The sequence below is a fragment of the Streptomyces sp. NBC_00557 genome (genome assembly GCF_036345995.1).
In the GTDB taxonomy this organism is placed as follows: domain Bacteria; phylum Actinomycetota; class Actinomycetes; order Streptomycetales; family Streptomycetaceae; genus Streptomyces.
Map to the genome: position 1 here is coordinate 6198836 of NZ_CP107796.1, position 18082 is coordinate 6216917.

Consider the following 18082-nt stretch of genomic DNA (forward strand, 5'->3'; position numbering starts at 1 on the left):
CTCAGCTCCGGCGCAGCAGCCGGGTTGCCCCCGCCGCCACGGTCGTCGCCAGGATCCAGCCGAGCAGGATCATCGCGGCCGCGAGCCACTGCCAGCCGCCGCGCAGCTGCCACTGGCTCGCCTGGCCCAGGTCGATCACCGGCAGCAGCAGGTCCAGCGTGAACAGGGCCGGGCTCCAGGCGGGATGGGAGTCGTGGTTCGTCGGCGGATGGTCGGCGTGCGCGAACGCCAGCGTGCCCGCCGCCCACAGCACCGCCATCCACACGGCGGCCCGGCCGGGCCGGTAGCCGTAGGCGACGGTCCAGTCCTGGAGGTACCCCCAGAACTTCCCGGCCAGCGGAAGCGTCTCGCGGCGCCGGCGCTGCTTGGCGAGCAGCACCTCCCGCGCGTCCTCGTCCTCGCCCGCCGCCCGCAGCACCGCCGCCAGGCGCTCGTACGGCTCGGGGGCGTACTCGGCGGTGGCCGCCGCCACCCAGTCCAGCCGGCCGGTGAGCGGGAACGGGCCGCGCGGCACGAGGTTCTCGTAGACGAAGCCGCCCATGTGCAGATTGCCCGGCCCCGGCCAGCTCGCCGCCCGGTCCACCAGGTTGACGATCCGCGCGCCGGACAGCACCACCTTGCCCCGCTGCGGCCCGTCGCCCAGGAAGCGCAGCTCCGAGGCGTGCACCCGGCGCAGGGACAGCTCCTGGTCGTCGGTGAGGGTGAACCGGGCCCGCTCGAAGTCGACGGCGTCCCCGAACCGTCCGTCGTCCAGGCGTATCCCGCCCCGGCAGTCGAAGCGCTGGATCCGCGTCCCGCGCGCCGGTGTCGTCCCGCTCAGCAGGGGGCTGCCCACGCCGGCCGGGGTGAGGTACAGGGTGCGCTCGACGGTCAGCTGGGGGGCGTTCAGGGCGTAGCGCGCGTACGGGTTGTCCAGGCTCGCCCCGCGCAGGCTCAGCGACACGCCGACCTTGGCGCCGCGCAGCCGGAGCTCGCCGTGCGACTGCAGCATCTCCGCCTGCAGGTCCTGGCCCACGGTCACGCCGTCCCCGGAGATCGACCGCCCGCTGCGGTCGCGGTACACCACCGCCTCGTTGAGCAGCAGGTCGGTGCCGATGTGCGCGTCCGTCAGCCGCACCCCGTTCTGGAAGCGGCAGCGCGGCAGGTGCAGGTCGCCCTCGGTGTGCAGGCGGGCCGCCTCCAGCCGGGGCACCGCGCAGTCCACCAGGCGCAGCGTGGTGAACCGGGCCTCCGGCAGCAGCACCTCGTCGTCGAAGCGGCAGCCGCGCAGCTCGACGTAGGGCCGTACCGTCCCGCCCGACAGGTCCAGCGGGCCGGTGATCCGCACGCCGGCCAGCTTCAGCGACGACACCCGGCCCGCGAGCGCCGGCGGGCCGTCCAGCAGCAGCCACGCCACCGTCCGCGCCCGCACGGTGCGCTCCGGGCCCCACGGGTGTCCGCCGTGCGGATCGTCCACCACGGCGTCGCCGCAGCTCAGGTCGTACACACTGCCGTTGCGGAAGGCCTGCCACATGCCCGCCTCCGCCGCGGTCAGGTCGTCCGGCAGGTCCCCGGCCGCGAAGCCGGCCTCCTCGGTCACCTCTGTCGTCTCCCGGTCCCCGTGCCGTGCTGTGCTTTCGTACAGCCGTTCATGCCCGCTGGGTCACGTCCGGAACACTGCGGGTGAAGACGATCTTCCAAGTCGCGCCACGTTCTGTATCAGCCATTGATACGCGCCACCGGCTCCGGACGGCGGTCTGAGAGTATTGGGACTGTGATTTCCCGAATCGATCTGCGCGGCGACGCCCTTCCCGAGGGCCTCGCCCTGCGCGACCTGCTGCCCCGAGCCGACTTCGACGTGTCGACCGCCCTGGAGAAGGTGCGTCCGATCTGCGAGGCCGTGCATCATCGGGGCGACGCGGCGCTGATCGACTTCGCCGAGAAGTTCGACGGAGTACGGCTGGAATCCGTCCGTGTCCCGGCCCAGGCCCTCACCGACGCGCTGGAGGCCCTCGACCCCGCCGTGCGTGCCGCGCTGGAGGAGTCCATCCGCCGCGCCCGCCTGGTCCACCGCGAGCAGCGCCGCAGCACCCGCACCACCCAGGTCGTCCCCGGCGGCTCGGTGACCGAGAAGTGGGTGCCGGTCGAGCGCGTCGGGCTGTACGCGCCGGGCGGCCGCTCGGTCTACCCCTCCTCCGTGATCATGAACGTCGTACCGGCCCAGGAGGCCGGCGTCGGGTCCATCGCGCTCGCCTCGCCGGCCCAGGCCGAGTTCGGCGGGCTGCCCCACCCGACTATCCTGGCCGCCTGCGCCCTGCTCGGCGTGGACGAGGTCTACGCCGCGGGCGGCGCCACCGCCGTCGCGATGTTCGCCTACGGCACCGAGTCCTGCCCGCCGGCCAACATGGTCACCGGCCCCGGCAACATCTGGGTCGCCGCCGCCAAGCGCTTCTTCACCGGCCGGATCGGCATCGACGCCGAGGCCGGCCCGACCGAGATCGCGATCCTCGCGGACTCCACCGCCGACCCCGTGCACGTCGCCTCCGACCTGATCAGCCAGGCCGAGCACGACCCGCTCGCGGCGGCCGTCCTCGTCACCGACTCCGCCGAGCTGGCGGACGCGGTGGAGCAGGAGCTGCAGCCGCAGGTCGCGGCCACCAAGCACGTCGACGACCGGATCGTGCCCGCCCTCAAGGGCCGGCAGTCCGCGATCGTCCTCGTCGACGGCATCGAGGAGGGCCTGCGCGTGGTCGACGCGTACGGCGCCGAGCACCTGGAGATCCAGACGGCCGACGCCGCCGCGGTGGCCGACCGGGTGAAGAACGCGGGCGCGATCTTCATCGGCCCCTGGGCCCCCGTCTCGCTCGGCGACTACGCGGCCGGCTCCAACCACGTCCTGCCCACCGGCGGCTGCGCCTGCCACTCCTCGGGCCTGTCCGTCCAGTCCTTCCTGCGCGGCATCCACATCGTGGACTACACGAAGGACGCGCTCGCCGAGGTCGCCCACCACGTGGTGACGCTGGCGGAGGCGGAGGACCTGCCGGCGCACGGCGCCGCGATCAAGGCACGTTTTGGGTGGAAGGTTCCTGAAGGCAAGTGACCAGGATCGACGATCTTCCCGTACGGGACGAGCTGCGCGGCAAGTCCCCCTACGGCGCGCCCCAGTTGGACGTCCCCGTACGGCTGAACACCAACGAGAACCCCTACCCGCTGCCCGAGCCGCTGGTCGAGCGGATCGCGGAGCGGGTGCGGGAGGCCGCCCGCGGCCTGAACCGCTACCCCGACCGGGACGCGGTGCAGCTGCGCACCGAGCTGGCCAAGTACCTGTCGAAGACCGGCAACCACCCGCTCGGCGCCGAGAACGTGTGGGCCGCCAACGGCTCCAACGAGGTCATCCAGCAGCTGCTGCAGACCTTCGGCGGACCGGGCCGTACGGCGATCGGCTTCGAGCCGTCGTACTCGATGCACGCCCTCATCGCGCGCGGCACCGGCACGGGCTGGATCTCCGGCCCCCGCAACGAGGACTTCACCATCGACCTCACGGCGGCCGAGCGGGCGATCGCCGAGCACAAGCCGGACGTCGTCTTCATCACCACCCCCAACAACCCCACCGGCAACGCCGTTCCGCCCGAGACGGTGCTCGCGCTGTACGAGGCGGCGCAGGCGGCCAAGCCGTCGATGGTGATCGTGGACGAGGCGTACATCGAGTTCAGCCACGGCGCCTCCCTGCTGCCGCTGCTGCAGGGCCGCCCGCACCTGGTGATCTCCCGCACGATGTCCAAGGCGTTCGGCGCGGCGGGCCTGCGCCTCGGCTACCTCGCCGCCGACCCGGCGGTCGTGGACGCCGTGCAGCTCGTCCGGCTGCCGTACCACCTGTCGGCGATCACCCAGGCGACCGCCCTGGCCGCGCTGGAGCACACCGACACGCTGCTGGGCTACGTCGAGCAGCTGAAGGCGGAGCGGGACCGGCTCGTCGCCGAACTGCGCGCGATCGGCTACGAGGTCATCGAGTCCGACGCCAACTTCGTGCAGTTCGGCCGGTTCCCGGACGCCCACGAGGCCTGGCGGAGGATCCTCGACCGGGGCGTCCTGGTCCGGGACAACGGCGTACCGGGGTGGCTGCGGGTGTCCGCCGGCACCCCGGAGGAGAACGACGCGTTCCTCGACGCGGTCCGTGAGTTGCTGTGTTTTGTGGGGGACACCCCCACGCCCCCGAAGGAGCTGTAAGGCATGAGCCGCGTTGGACGCGTGGAGCGTACGACCAAGGAGACCTCCGTCCTGGTCGAGATCGACCTCGACGGGACCGGCAGAACCGACATCGCCACCGGCGTCGGCTTCTACGACCACATGCTCGACCAGCTCGGCCGGCACGGTCTGTTCGACCTGACCGTGAAGACCGACGGCGACCTGCACATCGACTCCCACCACACCATCGAGGACACCGCCCTCGCGCTCGGCGCCGCCTTCAAGCAGGCGCTCGGCGACAAGGTGGGCATCTACCGCTTCGGCAACTGCACGGTCCCGCTGGACGAGTCCCTCGCCCAGGTCACCGTCGACCTGTCCGGCCGCCCGTACCTCGTGCACACCGAGCCCGAGAACATGGCGCCGATGATCGGCGAGTACGACACCACGATGACCCGGCACATCCTGGAGTCCTTCGTCGCCCAGGCGCAGATCGCCCTGCACGTGCACGTGCCGTACGGGCGCAACGCGCACCACATCGTGGAGTGCCAGTTCAAGGCCCTCGCCCGCGCTCTCCGTTACGCCTCCGAGCGCGACCCGCGCGCGGCCGGCATCCTCCCCTCCACGAAGGGCGCGCTGTAGAGCCATGAACAGCCTCTCCTCCCTGCTGATCGTCGTGGGTCTGTTCCTGGTCGGGGGCATCGTCTCCTTCGTCCGGCAGAAGATGCCCGCGAGCCTGATCGTCCTGCTCTCCATCGGTGCGGGCCTGTGCCTGGTCGCGGGCGTCATGCGGCTGGGGGTGTGGAATTGACCGGCAAGAAGGTCGTGGTCTTCGACTACGGCTTCGGCAACGTCCGTTCCGCCGAGCGTGCCCTCGCGCGCGTGGGCGCCGACGTCGAGATCACGCGTGACTTCGACGCGGCCATGAACGCCGACGGACTGCTGGTGCCCGGGGTCGGCGCCTTCGCCGCCTGCATGCAGGGCCTGCGCGCCGCGCGCGGCGACTGGGTGGTCGACCGCCGGCTGTCCGGCGGGCGTCCCGTCATGGGCATCTGCGTCGGCATGCAGATCCTCTTCGCGCGCGGCATCGAGCACGGCGTGGAGGCGGAGGGCCTGGACGAGTGGCCCGGCACGGTCGAGCCGCTCCAGGCCGAGATCGTGCCCCACATGGGCTGGAACACCGTCGACGCGCCCGCCGGCTCCCAGCTGTTCGCCGGCCTCGACGCCGACGCCCGCTTCTACTTCGTGCACTCCTACGCCGTCCACGACTGGCGGCTGGAGGCCCACAACCCCCGGATCGACGCCCCCAAGGTGACCTGGTCGACGCACGGCAAGCCGTTCGTCGCCGCCGTGGAGAACGGCGCCCTGTGGGCCACGCAGTTCCACCCCGAGAAGTCCGGCGACGCCGGAGCCCAGCTCCTCACCAACTGGATCGGAACCCTGTAGAGACATGGCCAAGCTCGAACTCCTCCCCGCCGTCGACGTCCGCGACGGCCAGGCCGTACGCCTCGTGCACGGCGAGTCCGGGACCGAGACCTCCTACGGCTCCCCGTTCGAGGCCGCCCTCGCCTGGCAGCGCGCGGGCGCCGAGTGGCTGCACCTGGTCGACCTCGACGCGGCCTTCGGCACCGGCGACAACCGCGAGCTGATCGCCGAGGTCACCCGGGCGATGGACATCAAGGTGGAGCTGTCCGGCGGCATCCGCGACGACGCCTCGCTGGCCGCCGCCCTGGCCACCGGCTGCACCCGGGTGAACCTGGGCACGGCCGCCCTGGAGAGCCCCGAGTGGGTCGCCAAGGTCATCGCCGAGCACGGCGACAAGATCGCCGTCGGCCTGGACGTGCGCGGCACCACCCTGCGCGGCCGCGGCTGGACCCGCGACGGCGGCGACCTGTACGAGACGCTGGAGCGCCTGAACAAGGAGGGCTGCGCCCGCTACGTCGTCACCGACATCGCCAAGGACGGCACCCTCCAGGGCCCGAACCTGGAGCTGCTGAAGAACGTGTGCGCGGCCACCGACCGCCCGGTCGTGGCCTCCGGCGGCGTGTCCTCCCTGGACGACCTGCGCGCCATCGCCGGGCTGGTGCCGCTCGGTGTCGAGGGGGCCATCGTCGGGAAGGCGCTGTACGCGAAGGCGTTCACCCTGGAAGAGGCCTTGGAGGCTGTGTCGTCATGAGCGATGCCGTGCGGCGTGTGCAGAGCGGAAGTCCCTGGGAAGAGAGTTTCGGTTTCGCACGCGCCGTCGCGGCGGGCGACCGGGTGCTGGTGGCGGGCACGACGTCCTTCAGGGGCGATGTGCTGTACGGCGAGGGCGACCCGTACGAACAGGCCAAGGTGGCCTTCACCAGCGCCCTCGAGGCGATCGGCGAGTTCGGGCTCGGCGTCGGCTCCGTCGTCCGTACCCGGATGTACCTGACCCACGCCCGGGACGTGGACGCCGTGGGCCGGGCGCACCAGGAGATCTTCGACTCCGTGCGCCCGGTGTCGACCCTGCTGGTCGTGGAGGGGTTCGTCGATCCGCGGATCCTGGTCGAAGTAGAACTCGAAGCATTCAGAGGAGCCTGAGCAGTCATGACCCTGGCGGTCCGAGTCATCCCCTGCCTGGACGTGGACAACGGCCGGGTCGTCAAGGGCGTGAACTTCCAGAACCTGCGCGACGCGGGCGACCCCGTCGAGATGGCCAAGGTGTACGACGCCGAGGGCGCCGACGAGCTGACGTTCCTGGACATCACCGCGTCCTCCGGCGACCGGGAGACCACCTACGACGTGGTGCGCCGCACCGCCGAGCAGGTGTTCATCCCGCTGACGGTCGGCGGCGGCGTCCGCACGGCCGAGGACGTGGACAAGCTGCTGCGGGCGGGCGCCGACAAGGTGGGCGTGAACACCGCCGCCATCGCCCGGCCCGACCTGATCCGTGAGATCGCCGAGCGCTTCGGCCGGCAGGTGCTGGTGCTGTCGGTGGACGCCCGCCGCACGCCGACCGGATCCTTCGAGGTCACCACGCACGGCGGCCGGCGCGGCACCGGCATCGACGCGGTGGAGTGGGCGCACCGGGCGGCGGAGCTGGGGGCCGGCGAGATCCTGCTGAACTCCATGGACGCCGACGGCACGAAGGACGGCTACGACCTGGAGATGATCGCCGCCGTCCGCAAGCACGTCACCGTCCCCGTCATCGCCTCGGGCGGCGCCGGCCGGCTGGCCGACTTCCCCCCGGCGATCGAGGCGGGCGCGGACGCCGTGCTCGCCGCGTCGGTGTTCCACTTCGGCGACCTGCGCATCGGCGAGGTGAAGCAGACACTGCGGGAGGCGGGCCACCCGGTGCGGTGACGCCGAGCCGAGCCGAGACCTGATACGAAAGGGAAGTTGCGCAACATCTATTGTGCAACTTTTCTTTCGTATCTACGGTGGATGCATGGCGAGCACCGGGAACCGCCGCATCGCGGACGTGGGGACACTCAAGGCTCTCGCGCATCCGTTGCGGGCCGACCTGTACCGGTTGCTGTGCATGGAGCGGGTGGCCACCGCCTCCCGGCTCGCGGAGCACGTGGACGAGGCCGTCTCCCTGGTCAGCTACCACCTGCGCAAGCTCGCCGATCACGGGTTGATCGAGGAGGCCGAGCCGCAGACGGCCGACGGCCGGGAGCGCTGGTGGCAGCCGGCGTCGGACGGTGTGACCATCCGGGACGAGGACTTCCGGGGTGAGCCGGGGAAGGCCGCCGCACACCTGGCGGCCACCCGGCTCTTCCACGACCAGCGGGCCGACCGGTACCGCCGCTACCTGGACGAGCATCCCGCCTGGGGGCCCGAGTGGAACACCGCGTCGCTGGACACCGAGTCCTGGATGCGGCTGACCCCGGCCGAACTCACCGAACTGAAGGACGAGTTGGACGCCCTTCTGCGCAGGTTCGACGCGCGGAGCCGGGCCGCCGAGGCCGCGGGCGAGACCGAGGGGCGAGAGCACGTGGCGCTCCACCTGTACGGCTTCCCGTTCCGCGTCTGAAAGGACCGCCTCGCGTGACCGCCACGCTCCTGCCGCCGGTGAGCGCACCGCCGGCCCATCGCGACCCCAACGTGCGGCGCTGGCTCGCCGCCTACACGTCCTCGATGCTCGGGGACGGCGTCTACTACCTCGCCCTGTCCTGGGCCGCCGTCCGCGCGGGAACCCCGGCCCAGGCAGGGCTCGTGATGTCGGCGAGCGCGCTGCCCCGGGCCGTGCTGATGCTGGGCGGGGGAGTCGTCGCCGACCGGTTCGGGCCGCGCCGGGTCGTCATCGGCAGCGACGCCGTGCGGTGTGCGGCCGTCCTCGCCGTGGCCGCGCTGCTGTTCCTCACCAGCCCAGGGCTCTGGCCGCTCGCCCTGCTGGCGCTGGTCTTCGGCACGGTCGACGCCGTGTTCATGCCCGCCGTGGGCGCCCTGCCGGCCCGCCTCACCGACCAGGACCAGCTCGCCCGGGTGCAGGGCATGCGGGGCCTGGCCATCCGGCTCTCCAGCGTGGTCGGCGCCCCGCTGGGCGGCCTGGCCGTGGCCCTCGGCGGCGCGGCCGCGGCGTTCGCACTCGCCGGGCTGCTCATCGCCGTCTCCGTGCCCCTGCTGCTCTCCGTGCGGGTACGGCACCTGCCCGGACCCGGCAACGGCACCACCGCCTGGAGCGATCTCGGCGCCGGGCTGCGCTACATCCGCCGCCACCGCGTCCTCGCCCCGCTGCTGCTCGCCATCGCGCTCGGCGACCTCGGTTTCGTCGGCCCGCTGAACGTCGGGCTGACCCTGCTCGCCGACCGGCGCGGCTGGGGCGCCGCCGGGATGGGCTGGGTGCTGGCAGGGTTCGGGACCGGCGCCGGAGCGGCCTCGCTGCTGCTGACGGTACGGGGACGGCTGCCGCGCGCCGGGCTGGTCACCGGGTGGACCTGCGCGGTGGGGGCCGTGGCCGTCGGCGCCCTCGCGTTCGTGCCCACACTGCTCGCGGCCGTCGCCACCGCCGTGCTCGTCGGCCTGCTCACCGGGCTCAGCGGCGCCCTGTGCGGCGCCCTGCTCCAGACCCAGACCGACCCGGCGTACCTGGGCCGCGTCACCGCCGTATCCAGCCTGGTCAGCCTCGGTCTGACCCCGCTCAGCATGCCGTTCGCGGCCGCCGCGGCCGGCACCTGGGGGCTCCGCCCGGTCTACGCCGTCAGCGCCGCCGTCTGCGGCCTCGGCGGGGTCGTCGCCCTCGTCGTACCGGCCCTGCGCCGCGCGGAACTCCCCGGCTGACCGAACGCCGTCCCCGGCCCGCTCAGATGCCCAGCTGCTTCGACTCGTGCAGCTTGGCGATCGCGTCCGCGTCGCCCTGCACGTCCACCTTGGCCGCGTCCTGCCGGCCGAACGCGTACATCAGCAGCTCCGACGGCTCGCCGGTCACCGTCACCACCGGCGCGCCCCGGTGTGCCACCGCCGTCTGCCCGTCCGGGCGGCGCAGCACCAGACCGGTCGGCACCCCCCGGGCCACCAGCCGCGCCGTGCGCTCCAGCCGCGACCACAGGGCGTCCTGGAAGACCGGGTCCAGCTCGCGCGGCGCCCACTCCGGCTGCGCGCGGCGGACGTCCTCGGTGTGGACGTAGAACTCGACGGTGTTCGCCGCCTCGTCGATCTGCTTGAGCTGGAACGGCGAGAACCGCGGCGGGCCGGTACGGATCAGCTGGATCAGCTCCTCGTACGGCTTCGCGGTGTACTCGGCCATCACCTTCTCCAGGCGCGGCGCGAGCTGCTTGATCAGCGAGCCCCCCGCCGCGTCCGGGCGGCGCTCGCGCACGACCACATGCGCGGCCAGGTCCCGGGTCCGCCAGCCCTCGCAGAGGGTCTCGGCGTCCGGACCGACGGTTTCCAAGAGGTCGGCGAACAGCAGCCGTTCACGCTTGGCGAAGGTCGACATGCCCTCAGCCTACGACCAGCCGGCCAGTCCGCGCAGTGGACACGGCGCCGGCGCCGTCCTGTCCGCGCGGCACAATGGCACCCATGACCAGTACGACCGGGACTCCCCGGCCCAGCAGCCTCGACCCGGAGATCGCCGCCCGCCTCAAGCGCAGCGCCGACGGTCTCCTGCCCGCCATCGCCCAGCAGTACGACACCGGAGAGGTGCTCATGCTCGGCTGGATGGACGACGAGGCGCTGCACCGCACCCTGACCACCGGCCGCTGCACCTACTGGTCGCGCAGCCGCCAGGAGTACTGGGTCAAGGGCGACACCTCCGGCCACGTCCAGTGGGTGAAGTCGGTCGCGCTGGACTGCGACGCCGACACCGTGCTGGTCAAGGTCGACCAGGTGGGCGCGGCCTGCCACACCGGCGCGCGCACCTGCTTCGACGAGGACGTGCTCCTCAAGGACGCCTCCGCCGCTCCCGCAGGCTCGGATCAGTAAGGTCAGCGGCCATGGACCTCGAGACCTTCCGCAAGCTCGCCACCGACCGGCGCGTCATCCCCGTCACGCGCAAGCTCCTCGCCGACGGCGACACCCCGGTCGCGCTCTACCGCAAGCTGGCCGCCGAGCGCCCCGGCACCTTCCTGCTGGAGTCCGCGGAGAACGGCCGCTCCTGGTCCCGGTACTCCTTCGTCGGCGTCCGCTCCGCCGGGACCCTGACCGAGCGCGACGGACAGGCCCACTGGCTCGGCACCCCACCGGTCGGCGTGCCCGTGGACGGCGATCCGCTGCAGGCCCTGCGCGCCACCGTCCAGGCCCTGCACACGCCGCAGCAGGAAGGCCTGCCGCCCTTCACCGGCGGCATGGTCGGCTACCTGGGCTACGACATCGTCCGCCGCCTGGAGAAGATCGGCCCCGGCGAGCGCGACGACCTGAGGCTCCCCGAGCTGACCATGCTCCTGACCAGCGACCTCGCCGTGATGGACCACTGGGAGGGCTCGGTCCTGCTGATCGCCAACGCGATCAACCACAACGACCTCGACACCGGCGTCGACGAGGCCTACGCCGACGCCGTCGCCCGGCTGGACGCCATGGAGGCCGACCTGACGCGCGCGGTCGCCCAGCCCCCGGCCGCGCTGCCGCCGTCCGAGCTGCCCGAGTACACCGCGCTGTGGGGCGGCCCCGACTTCCAGGCGGCCGTCGAGGACATCAAGGAGCGCATCCGCGCGGGCGAGGCCTTCCAGGTCGTGCCCTCCCAGCGCTTCGAGACCCCGTGCACGGCGAGCGCCCTGGACGTCTACCGGGTGCTGCGGGCCACCAACCCGTCGCCGTACATGTACCTGTTCCGCTTCGACGGCTTCGACGTCGTCGGCTCCTCCCCCGAGGCCCTGGTCAAGGTCGAGGACGGCCGGGCGATGGTCCACCCCATCGCCGGCACCCGGCCCCGCGGCGCCACTCCGCAGGAGGACCAGGCCCTCGCCGAGGAACTGCTCGCCGACCCCAAGGAGCGTGCCGAGCACCTGATGCTGGTCGACCTCGGGCGCAACGACCTCGGCCGGGTCTGCGAGCCCGGCTCGGTGGAGGTGGTCGACTTCATGTCCATCGAGCGCTATTCGCACGTCATGCACATCGTCTCCACCGTCACCGGCAAGGTGGCCGAGGGCCGCACCGCCTTCGACGTGCTCACCGCCTGCTTCCCCGCGGGCACCCTCTCCGGCGCCCCCAAGCCCCGCGCGATGCAGATCATCGACGAACTGGAGCCGTCCCGGCGCGGCCTGTACGGCGGCTGCGTCGGCTATCTGGACTTCGCCGGCGACTCCGACACCGCGATCGCCATCCGTACGGCCCTGCTGCGCGACGGCACCGCGTACGTCCAGGCGGGCGCCGGCATCGTCGCCGACTCCGACCCGGTCGCCGAGGACCAGGAGTGCCGCAACAAGGCGGCGGCGGTGCTCCGCGCGGTGCACACGGCCAACCGGCTCGGCAGGTAGGCGCCTTTCCGGCACATAGGACGCTTGTCATACGAACCCCGGGTGACGGTTCGCCCGGGGTTCAGGCGATAGTGGACTACGTGACTGCCGTACCTCACCCCCGTACCGAAGCCGCCGGTCCCGCCCGGTCCGGCCGCCGGAGCCTCGCCGTGGCCCTCCTGTGCGGTGCGCTCGGCGCGGCCGTGGCCCTGCTCGCGACCCGGCAGCGCTGGGCGGAGGGCACCGCGACGGTGGCCGGCGGAACCTTCCCGCTGACCGCCAGGGGCAGCGACGTCACGGGCGTCCCCGCGGCCCTCGCGATCGTGGGCCTCGCCGCGCTCGTCGCCGTCTTCGCGGTCCGCAGGGCCGGCCGGCTCCTCGTCGCCGCGCTGCTCGCCCTGTCCGGCGCGGGCATCGTGGCCGCCGCTCTCGTGGCCGCCTCCGACAGCTCCGCGCTGGACGAGAAGGCGGCCCAGGCGAGCGGCGACACCTCCGCCACCGTCGCCGCGCTCAGCCACACCGGCTGGCCCTATGTCGCGGCCGCCGGCGGCGCGCTGATCCTGCTGGCCGGCCTGCTCGCGCTGCGCTTCGGCAACCGCTGGCCCGCGATGTCCGGCCGCTACGAGCGCGGCGCCGACCGCCCCCGCCGCACCGCGCGCCCGGTCGACCCGGAGCGCCCCGAGGAACTCTGGAAGGCCCTGGACCGGGGCGAGGACCCGACCGGTTCCTGACCCCGGGCAGGGTGTGGCGAACCAGACGCCACCCCCGCGTCCGGCGCACGCGCGCGTACGGGACAATGGACGCGAGCGTCCGGCTCGGTCAGCGACGGACGGGCTCGGAGCCGTACGTCACGTACGACGCTCCCCTGGACACGTACTCAGCAACGAGGAGCACAGACATGGCGGGCAGCAGCCACGGCCACGGTCACACCCCGGCCGCCTGGACCGGTGTCATCATTTCCTTCATCGGTTTCTGCGTAGCGGGCGCCTTCATGGTGATGGCCCAGCCCGTCGGCTTCTGGGCCGGCATGGTGCTCATCGTCGGCGGCGCGGTGGTCGGCGGCATCATGCGCGCCATGGGCCTCGGCCAGAACCCCAAGCCGCTCAAGGTCACCGGCGCCCCCGCCGCGACCCGCGAGCCGGCCGGCGTGGAGAGCTGACCGCGCACCCGGCTTCCGCCGAGGGGCGGCCCGGCACCCGCACAGGGTGCGGGCCGCCCCTCGGCGTCTCCCGGCCCCCTTCGCACACCGGCGCGCGGGGCATCGGATCGCAGGGGACAATGCTGGGGTGAACCCCGACACGTGCCCGGCCCCGTCCACGGTCGCACCACCGGCCCCCCAAGCCACCGCGCGGCGGCGGCTCGCCGTCCCCGCGGGGCTGCTCGCGGCCGTCGCCGGCGCCTTCGCGTACGTCGGGGCCGTCGACCCGAACCAGCCGGGTCACTACCCGGTGTGCCCCCTGTACCGGCTCACCGGCCTGTACTGCCCGGGCTGCGGCGGGCTGCGCAGCGCGCACGCCCTCGTCCACGGCGACCTGCTCGCCGCCCTGCGGGACAACGCGCTGGGCGTGGCCGCCTGTCTGGGCTTCGCCGTGCTGTGGACCGTATGGGTGGTCCGCGCGGTGCGGGGCCTGCCGTTCCGGCTGGAGCTGCGGCCGGCGCCGATGTGGGCGGTCGGCGCGCTGCTGCTGGTGTTCACGGTTGTCCGGAACCTGCCGTCCGGTGGCTGGTTGCATCCTTGATCATCGGCGGAACGTCCAGGTACTGGGACCGGCGTCCACCGGATGCGGGAGCCGGCCACACCTCCGGATACCATCGCAATGACCACGGGTTTCACCACCTGAAGGAACCCGAAGGAACCTCCGTCTGAAAGGGGGCCGCTCGCGTGAGTGTGCTCGACGAGATCATCGACGGCGTCCGTGCCGACCTCGCGGAGCGGCAGGCACGCGTCAGCCTCGACGAGCTCAAGGAGCGCGCGGCCAAGGCCCCCGCCGCGAAGGACGGGGTGGCCGCGCTCAAGGGCGACGGCGTCAAGGTGATCTGCGAGGTCAAGCGCTCCAGCCCCTCCAAGGGCGCGCTGGCGGCGATCGCCGACCCGGCCGGACTGGCCGCGGACTACGAGGCGGGCGGCGCGGCCGTCATCTCCGTCCTCACCGAACAGCGCCGCTTCGGCGGCTCGCTGGCCGACCTGGAGGCCGTCCGCGCGCGCGTGGACATCCCGGTCCTGCGCAAGGACTTCATCGTCACGTCGTACCAGCTGTGGGAGGCACGCGCGTACGGCGCCGACCTCGCGCTGCTGATCGTGGCCGCCCTGGACCAGCCGGCCCTGGAGTCGCTGATCGAGCGCGCCGAGTCGATCGGGCTGACCCCGCTCGTCGAGGTGCACGACGAGGACGAGGTGGAGCGGGCCGTGGACGCGGGCGCCAAGGTCATCGGCGTCAACGCGCGCAACCTGAAGACGCTGGAGGTCGACCGCGGCACGTTCGAGCGGGTCGCCCCGGAGATCCCCGGCCACCTCGTCAAGGTCGCCGAGTCCGGCGTCCGCGGCCCGCACGACCTGATCGCCTACGCCAACGCCGGCGCCGACGCGGTCCTGGTCGGCGAGTCCCTGGTCACCGGCCGCGACCCGAAGACCGCCGTCGCCGACCTGGTCGCCGCGGGCGAACACCCCGCGTTGCGGCACGGCCGGAGCTGATCACCCGCTAAGCTGACCCCGATGACTCCCACCATGACGACCGTGGACCGGTACGCCCGCCTGGCGCGCGGCTGCCGCCCGAGGGGCTGCCGCGCCCCGGCGAGGCGTGTCCACGGCCGCCGGGTGCGGTACGTCATCGGCGATGAGCCCGGGCAAGTCAATGGCATGCGATGGCAGCAGCCGACCTGTAGGGGCGCGGGGAACTGCGCGCGCAACCACTGACAGCCCGCAGCCAACGGACCATCCCCGCCCCCACGGCGAACAGTGTCTTTTCACACGCACTCACCGTGAGGTTTCGGCATGCCCAGCACCTTCTTCCACCCCGACCCGGAGGGTCAGGTCCCAAGCCCCGAAGGCTACTTCGGGGTGTTCGGCGGCAAGTTCATCCCGGAGGCCCTCGTCGCCGCCGTGGACGAGGTCGCCGTCGAGTACGACAAGGCCAAGCAGGACCCCGAGTTCGCCCGCGAGCTCGACGACCTGCTGGTCAACTACACCGGCCGCCCGTCGGCGCTCACCGAGGTCCCCCGGTTCGCCGAACACGCCGGCGGCGCCCGCGTCTTCCTCAAGCGCGAGGATCTCAACCACACCGGCTCCCACAAGATCAACAACGTTCTCGGCCAGGCGCTGCTCACCAAGCGCATGGGCAAGACCCGCGTCATCGCGGAGACCGGCGCCGGACAGCACGGCGTCGCCACCGCCACCGCCTGCGCGCTGTTCGGCCTCGACTGCACCATCTACATGGGCGAGATCGACACCAGGCGGCAGGCCCTGAACGTGGCCCGGATGCGGATGCTCGGCGCCGAGGTCGTCGCCGTGAAGTCCGGCAGCCGCACCCTGAAGGACGCCATCAACGAGGCGTTCCGCGACTGGGTCGCCAACGTCGACCACACCCACTACCTGTTCGGGACCGTCGCCGGGCCGCACCCCTTCCCGGCCATGGTCCGCGACTTCCACCGCGTGATCGGCGTCGAGGCCCGCCGCCAGCTCCTGGAGCGCGCCGGCCGGCTGCCCGACGCCGCGATCGCCTGCGTCGGCGGCGGCTCCAACGCCATCGGCCTCTTCCACGCCTTCATCCCCGACGAGGGCGTACGGCTCATCGGCTGCGAGCCCGCCGGGCACGGCATCGAGACCGGCGAGCACGCCGCCACCCTGACCGCGGGCGAGCCGGGCATCCTGCACGGCTCCCGCTCCTACGTCCTGCAGGACGACGAGGGCCAGATCACCGAGCCGTACTCCATCTCGGCCGGTCTGGACTACCCGGGCATCGGCCCCGAGCACTCCTACCTCAAGGACACCGGCCGCGGCGAGTACCGCGCGGTCACCGACGACGCGGCCATGCAGGCCCTGCGCCTGCTGTCGCGCACCGAGGGCATCATCCCGGCCATCGAGAGCGCCCACGCCCTCGCCGGCGCGCTGGAGGTCGGCAGGGAGCTGGGCCCGGACGGGCTGATCGTCGTCAACCTGTCCGGTCGCGGTGACAAGGACATGGACACCGCAGCGCGCTACTTCGGCCTGTACGACACCGACGCCGAGGTGGCCGCTGACGAGACCGACACCGCCGAGATCGAGGGGGACGCCAAGTGAGCGGGAACATCCGGCTGCTGACCGACACCCTCGCGGGCGCGAAGGCCGAGGGCCGGTCCGCGCTCATCGCCTACCTCCCGGCCGGGTTCCCGACCGTGGACGGCGGCATCGAGGCGATCAAGGCCGTCTTCGACGGCGGCGCGGACGTCGTGGAGGTCGGTCTGCCGCACAGCGACCCCGTCCTCGACGGCCCGGTCATCCAGACCGCCGACGACATCGCCCTGCGCGGCGGCGTCAGGATCGCCGACGTCATGCGCACGGTCCGCGAGGTCCACGACGCCACCGGCAAGCCGGTGCTCGTCATGACGTACTGGAACCCCATCGACCGCTACGGCGTCGAGCGGTTCACCGCCGAGCTGGCCGAGGCGGGCGGCGCGGGCTGCATCCTGCCCGACCTGCCCGTGCAGGAGTCGGCGCTGTGGCGGGAGCACGCCGAGAAGCACGGTCTGGCGACCGTCTTCGTCGTGGCGCCGAGCAGCAAGGACGAGCGGCTCGCCCAGATCACCGCGGCGGGCAGCGGCTTCGTCTACGCCGCCTCGCTGATGGGCGTCACCGGCACCCGGGAATCCGTCGGCGCGCAGGCCCAGAACCTGGTCGAGCGCACCCGCGCCACCGGCACCGAGCTGCCCGTCTGCGTCGGCCTCGGCGTCTCCAACGGCGCGCAGGCCGCCGAGGTCGCCGGTTTCGCCGACGGCGTGATCGTCGGCTCGGCCTTCGTGAAGCGGATGCTGGACGCCCCCGACCACGCGACCGGCGTCGAGGCGGTCCGCGAGCTGGCCGGGGAGCTGGCCAAGGGCGTGCGCGGACAGGCGTAACCGCAGGTCACTTTCCCTATCAGAACACCCCTGTCGGAACATCCGGTCACTCGAACGGGTGGACCTGGGACCGGGGAGGCGCGCTGTGCCTCCCCGGTTCGTTCTGGGGGTGTGAGCGAGAAGAACCATGAGGGAAAGCGCGCGGCCCGGGAGCGGCTGGCGGTCGAGCGCGAGAAGCAGAAGGCCGCGGAGAAGCGTCGGCGCACGCTGATCGTGGGCGCGAGCGTCGTCTGCGTCCTGGGCCTCGCGGCGGTCATCGGCGTCGTCGCCGCGAACGCCGGCAAGGACAAGGGCGGTGAGAAGGCGGCGGGCCCGGTCGTGGCGCCCTCGGGAGCGCAGGGCAAGGACGGTCTCGCGATCCCGGTCGGCAAGGACGGCGCCAAGTCCACGCTCACCGTCTGGGAGGACGTCCGCTGCCCGGCCTGCCAGGCCTTCGAGACCGCCTACCGCCCCACGCTCCACGAACTGGCCGACTCCGGCAAGCTCAGAATCGAGTACCACCTGGTCCGGCTGATCGACGGCAACCTCGGCGGCACCGGCTCCCTGCGCGGGGCCAACGCCGCGGCGTGCGCCCAAGACGCCGGAAAGTTCCGCGACTACCACGACGTGCTGTACGCGAACCAGCCCAAGGAGTCCGACGACGCCTTCAGCAGCGACGACAAACTCATCGAGCTGGCCGGCAAGGTCGGCGGCCTGGACACGCCCGCCTTCCGGAAGTGCGTCGACGACGGCACCCACGACAGCTGGGTGGCCAAGTCCCACAAGGCGTTCCAGTCCAGCGGCTTCACCGGCACGCCCGCGGTCCTGCTCAACGGCAAGAACATCTACCAGGGCCAGACGATGACCCCGGCCAAGCTCAAGCAGATGGTGGAGGCGGCGGACCGCCGGTGAGGACCCTCCGTGCGGGGCCCTTTTCACACGCCCCCGTTATGCACCCGTAGCCGGGCTGCTTGCCGCCACCACGGCCCGGC

The 18082-nt window shown here is 72.6% G+C and carries 22 protein-coding genes; 20 read left to right on the forward strand and 2 right to left on the reverse strand.

Annotated elements, in window-relative coordinates; all coding sequences use genetic code 11:
* Position 1: 1 nt before the first annotated feature.
* Positions 2–1579 (reverse strand): oxidoreductase, encoded by a 1578-nt coding sequence (locus tag OG956_RS27175; protein ID WP_330340623.1) that lies wholly within the window; start codon positions 1577–1579, stop codon positions 2–4.
* Positions 1580–1753: 174 nt separating this feature from the next.
* On the opposite strand from OG956_RS27175, the gene hisD reads away from it, so the two are divergent.
* The 10 genes from hisD (at position 1754) to OG956_RS27225 (ending at position 9408) form a co-directional block, all read left to right on the forward strand.
* Positions 1754–3079, forward strand: coding sequence for a histidinol dehydrogenase (gene hisD / locus OG956_RS27180; RefSeq protein ID WP_330340624.1), 1326 nt, complete (start codon positions 1754–1756; stop codon positions 3077–3079).
* Positions 3076–4206, forward strand: a complete 1131-nt coding sequence (locus OG956_RS27185; protein ID WP_330340625.1) for a histidinol-phosphate transaminase — start codon at positions 3076–3078, stop codon at positions 4204–4206. The genes hisD and OG956_RS27185 overlap by 4 nt, the downstream gene beginning before the upstream one ends.
* Positions 4207–4209: 3 nt before the next feature.
* Positions 4210–4803 carry an imidazoleglycerol-phosphate dehydratase HisB gene (gene hisB / locus OG956_RS27190; RefSeq protein WP_030783530.1) on the forward strand — a complete coding sequence of 198 codons (594 nt, stop codon included), beginning with the start codon at positions 4210–4212 and terminating at the stop codon, positions 4801–4803.
* A gap of 4 nt (positions 4804–4807) precedes the next feature.
* Positions 4808–4972, forward strand: a complete 165-nt coding sequence (locus OG956_RS27195) for a hypothetical protein (protein ID WP_330340626.1) — start codon at positions 4808–4810, stop codon at positions 4970–4972.
* Entirely contained in the window at positions 4963–5607 is a 645-nt protein-coding gene (gene hisH, locus OG956_RS27200; RefSeq protein ID WP_330340627.1) for an imidazole glycerol phosphate synthase subunit HisH, read from the forward strand. The genes OG956_RS27195 and hisH overlap by 10 nt, the downstream gene beginning before the upstream one ends.
* Positions 5608–5611: 4 nt before the next feature.
* Positions 5612–6337 (forward strand): bifunctional 1-(5-phosphoribosyl)-5-((5-phosphoribosylamino)methylideneamino)imidazole-4-carboxamide isomerase/phosphoribosylanthranilate isomerase PriA, encoded by a 726-nt coding sequence (gene priA / locus OG956_RS27205; RefSeq protein WP_330340628.1) that lies wholly within the window; start codon positions 5612–5614, stop codon positions 6335–6337.
* Positions 6334–6726: a RidA family protein gene (locus tag OG956_RS27210; protein ID WP_330340629.1), complete on the forward strand. Its 393-nt coding sequence runs from the start codon at positions 6334–6336 to the stop codon at positions 6724–6726. Before priA ends, OG956_RS27210 begins: the two co-directional genes overlap by 4 nt.
* Before the next feature lie 6 nt (positions 6727–6732).
* The gene (hisF, locus tag OG956_RS27215; RefSeq protein ID WP_330340630.1) at positions 6733–7488 is read left to right on the forward strand and encodes an imidazole glycerol phosphate synthase subunit HisF; all 756 of its coding nucleotides are present in this window, start codon (positions 6733–6735) and stop codon (positions 7486–7488) included.
* 85 nt (positions 7489–7573) lie between these two features.
* The gene (locus OG956_RS27220) at positions 7574–8161 is read left to right on the forward strand and encodes a helix-turn-helix domain-containing protein (protein WP_330340631.1); all 588 of its coding nucleotides are present in this window, start codon (positions 7574–7576) and stop codon (positions 8159–8161) included.
* 14 nt (positions 8162–8175) lie between these two features.
* The gene (locus tag OG956_RS27225; RefSeq protein ID WP_330340632.1) at positions 8176–9408 is read left to right on the forward strand and encodes an MFS transporter; all 1233 of its coding nucleotides are present in this window, start codon (positions 8176–8178) and stop codon (positions 9406–9408) included.
* Between the two features lie 22 nt (positions 9409–9430).
* On the opposite strand, the gene OG956_RS27230 is transcribed toward OG956_RS27225, so the two are convergent.
* Positions 9431–10066, reverse strand: a complete 636-nt coding sequence (locus OG956_RS27230; protein WP_330340633.1) for a TIGR03085 family metal-binding protein — start codon at positions 10064–10066, stop codon at positions 9431–9433.
* Between the two features lie 83 nt (positions 10067–10149).
* Between OG956_RS27230 and hisI the strand changes: the two genes are divergently transcribed.
* From hisI to OG956_RS27275, 10 genes are all read left to right on the forward strand, one after another.
* Positions 10150–10551 carry a phosphoribosyl-AMP cyclohydrolase gene (gene hisI, locus OG956_RS27235; protein ID WP_330340634.1) on the forward strand — a complete coding sequence of 134 codons (402 nt, stop codon included), beginning with the start codon at positions 10150–10152 and terminating at the stop codon, positions 10549–10551.
* An 11-nt stretch (positions 10552–10562) separates the two neighbouring features.
* The gene (locus OG956_RS27240; protein WP_330340635.1) at positions 10563–12041 is read left to right on the forward strand and encodes an anthranilate synthase component I; all 1479 of its coding nucleotides are present in this window, start codon (positions 10563–10565) and stop codon (positions 12039–12041) included.
* A 71-nt stretch (positions 12042–12112) separates the two neighbouring features.
* Positions 12113–12751 (forward strand): TIGR02234 family membrane protein, encoded by a 639-nt coding sequence (locus OG956_RS27245; protein ID WP_330340636.1) that lies wholly within the window; start codon positions 12113–12115, stop codon positions 12749–12751.
* A gap of 167 nt (positions 12752–12918) precedes the next feature.
* Entirely contained in the window at positions 12919–13179 is a 261-nt protein-coding gene (locus tag OG956_RS27250; RefSeq protein WP_330340637.1) for an HGxxPAAW family protein, read from the forward strand.
* Positions 13180–13306: 127 nt separating this feature from the next.
* Positions 13307–13759 carry a DUF2752 domain-containing protein gene (locus OG956_RS27255; RefSeq protein ID WP_330340638.1) on the forward strand — a complete coding sequence of 151 codons (453 nt, stop codon included), beginning with the start codon at positions 13307–13309 and terminating at the stop codon, positions 13757–13759.
* A 143-nt stretch (positions 13760–13902) separates the two neighbouring features.
* The gene (gene trpC / locus OG956_RS27260) at positions 13903–14712 is read left to right on the forward strand and encodes an indole-3-glycerol phosphate synthase TrpC (protein ID WP_330340639.1); all 810 of its coding nucleotides are present in this window, start codon (positions 13903–13905) and stop codon (positions 14710–14712) included.
* A gap of 21 nt (positions 14713–14733) precedes the next feature.
* Positions 14734–14934, forward strand: a complete 201-nt coding sequence (gene trpM, locus OG956_RS40270; protein ID WP_397994334.1) for a tryptophan biosynthesis modulator TrpM — start codon at positions 14734–14736, stop codon at positions 14932–14934.
* A 78-nt stretch (positions 14935–15012) separates the two neighbouring features.
* The gene (gene trpB, locus OG956_RS27265) at positions 15013–16296 is read left to right on the forward strand and encodes a tryptophan synthase subunit beta (protein WP_330340640.1); all 1284 of its coding nucleotides are present in this window, start codon (positions 15013–15015) and stop codon (positions 16294–16296) included.
* The gene (trpA, locus tag OG956_RS27270; protein ID WP_330340641.1) at positions 16293–17111 is read left to right on the forward strand and encodes a tryptophan synthase subunit alpha; all 819 of its coding nucleotides are present in this window, start codon (positions 16293–16295) and stop codon (positions 17109–17111) included. Before trpB ends, trpA begins: the two co-directional genes overlap by 4 nt.
* A 111-nt stretch (positions 17112–17222) precedes the next feature.
* A complete protein-coding gene (locus OG956_RS27275; RefSeq protein ID WP_330340642.1) occupies positions 17223–18002 on the forward strand; it encodes a DsbA family protein in 780 nt (259 codons plus the stop codon).
* Positions 18003–18082: the final 80 nt, after the last annotated feature.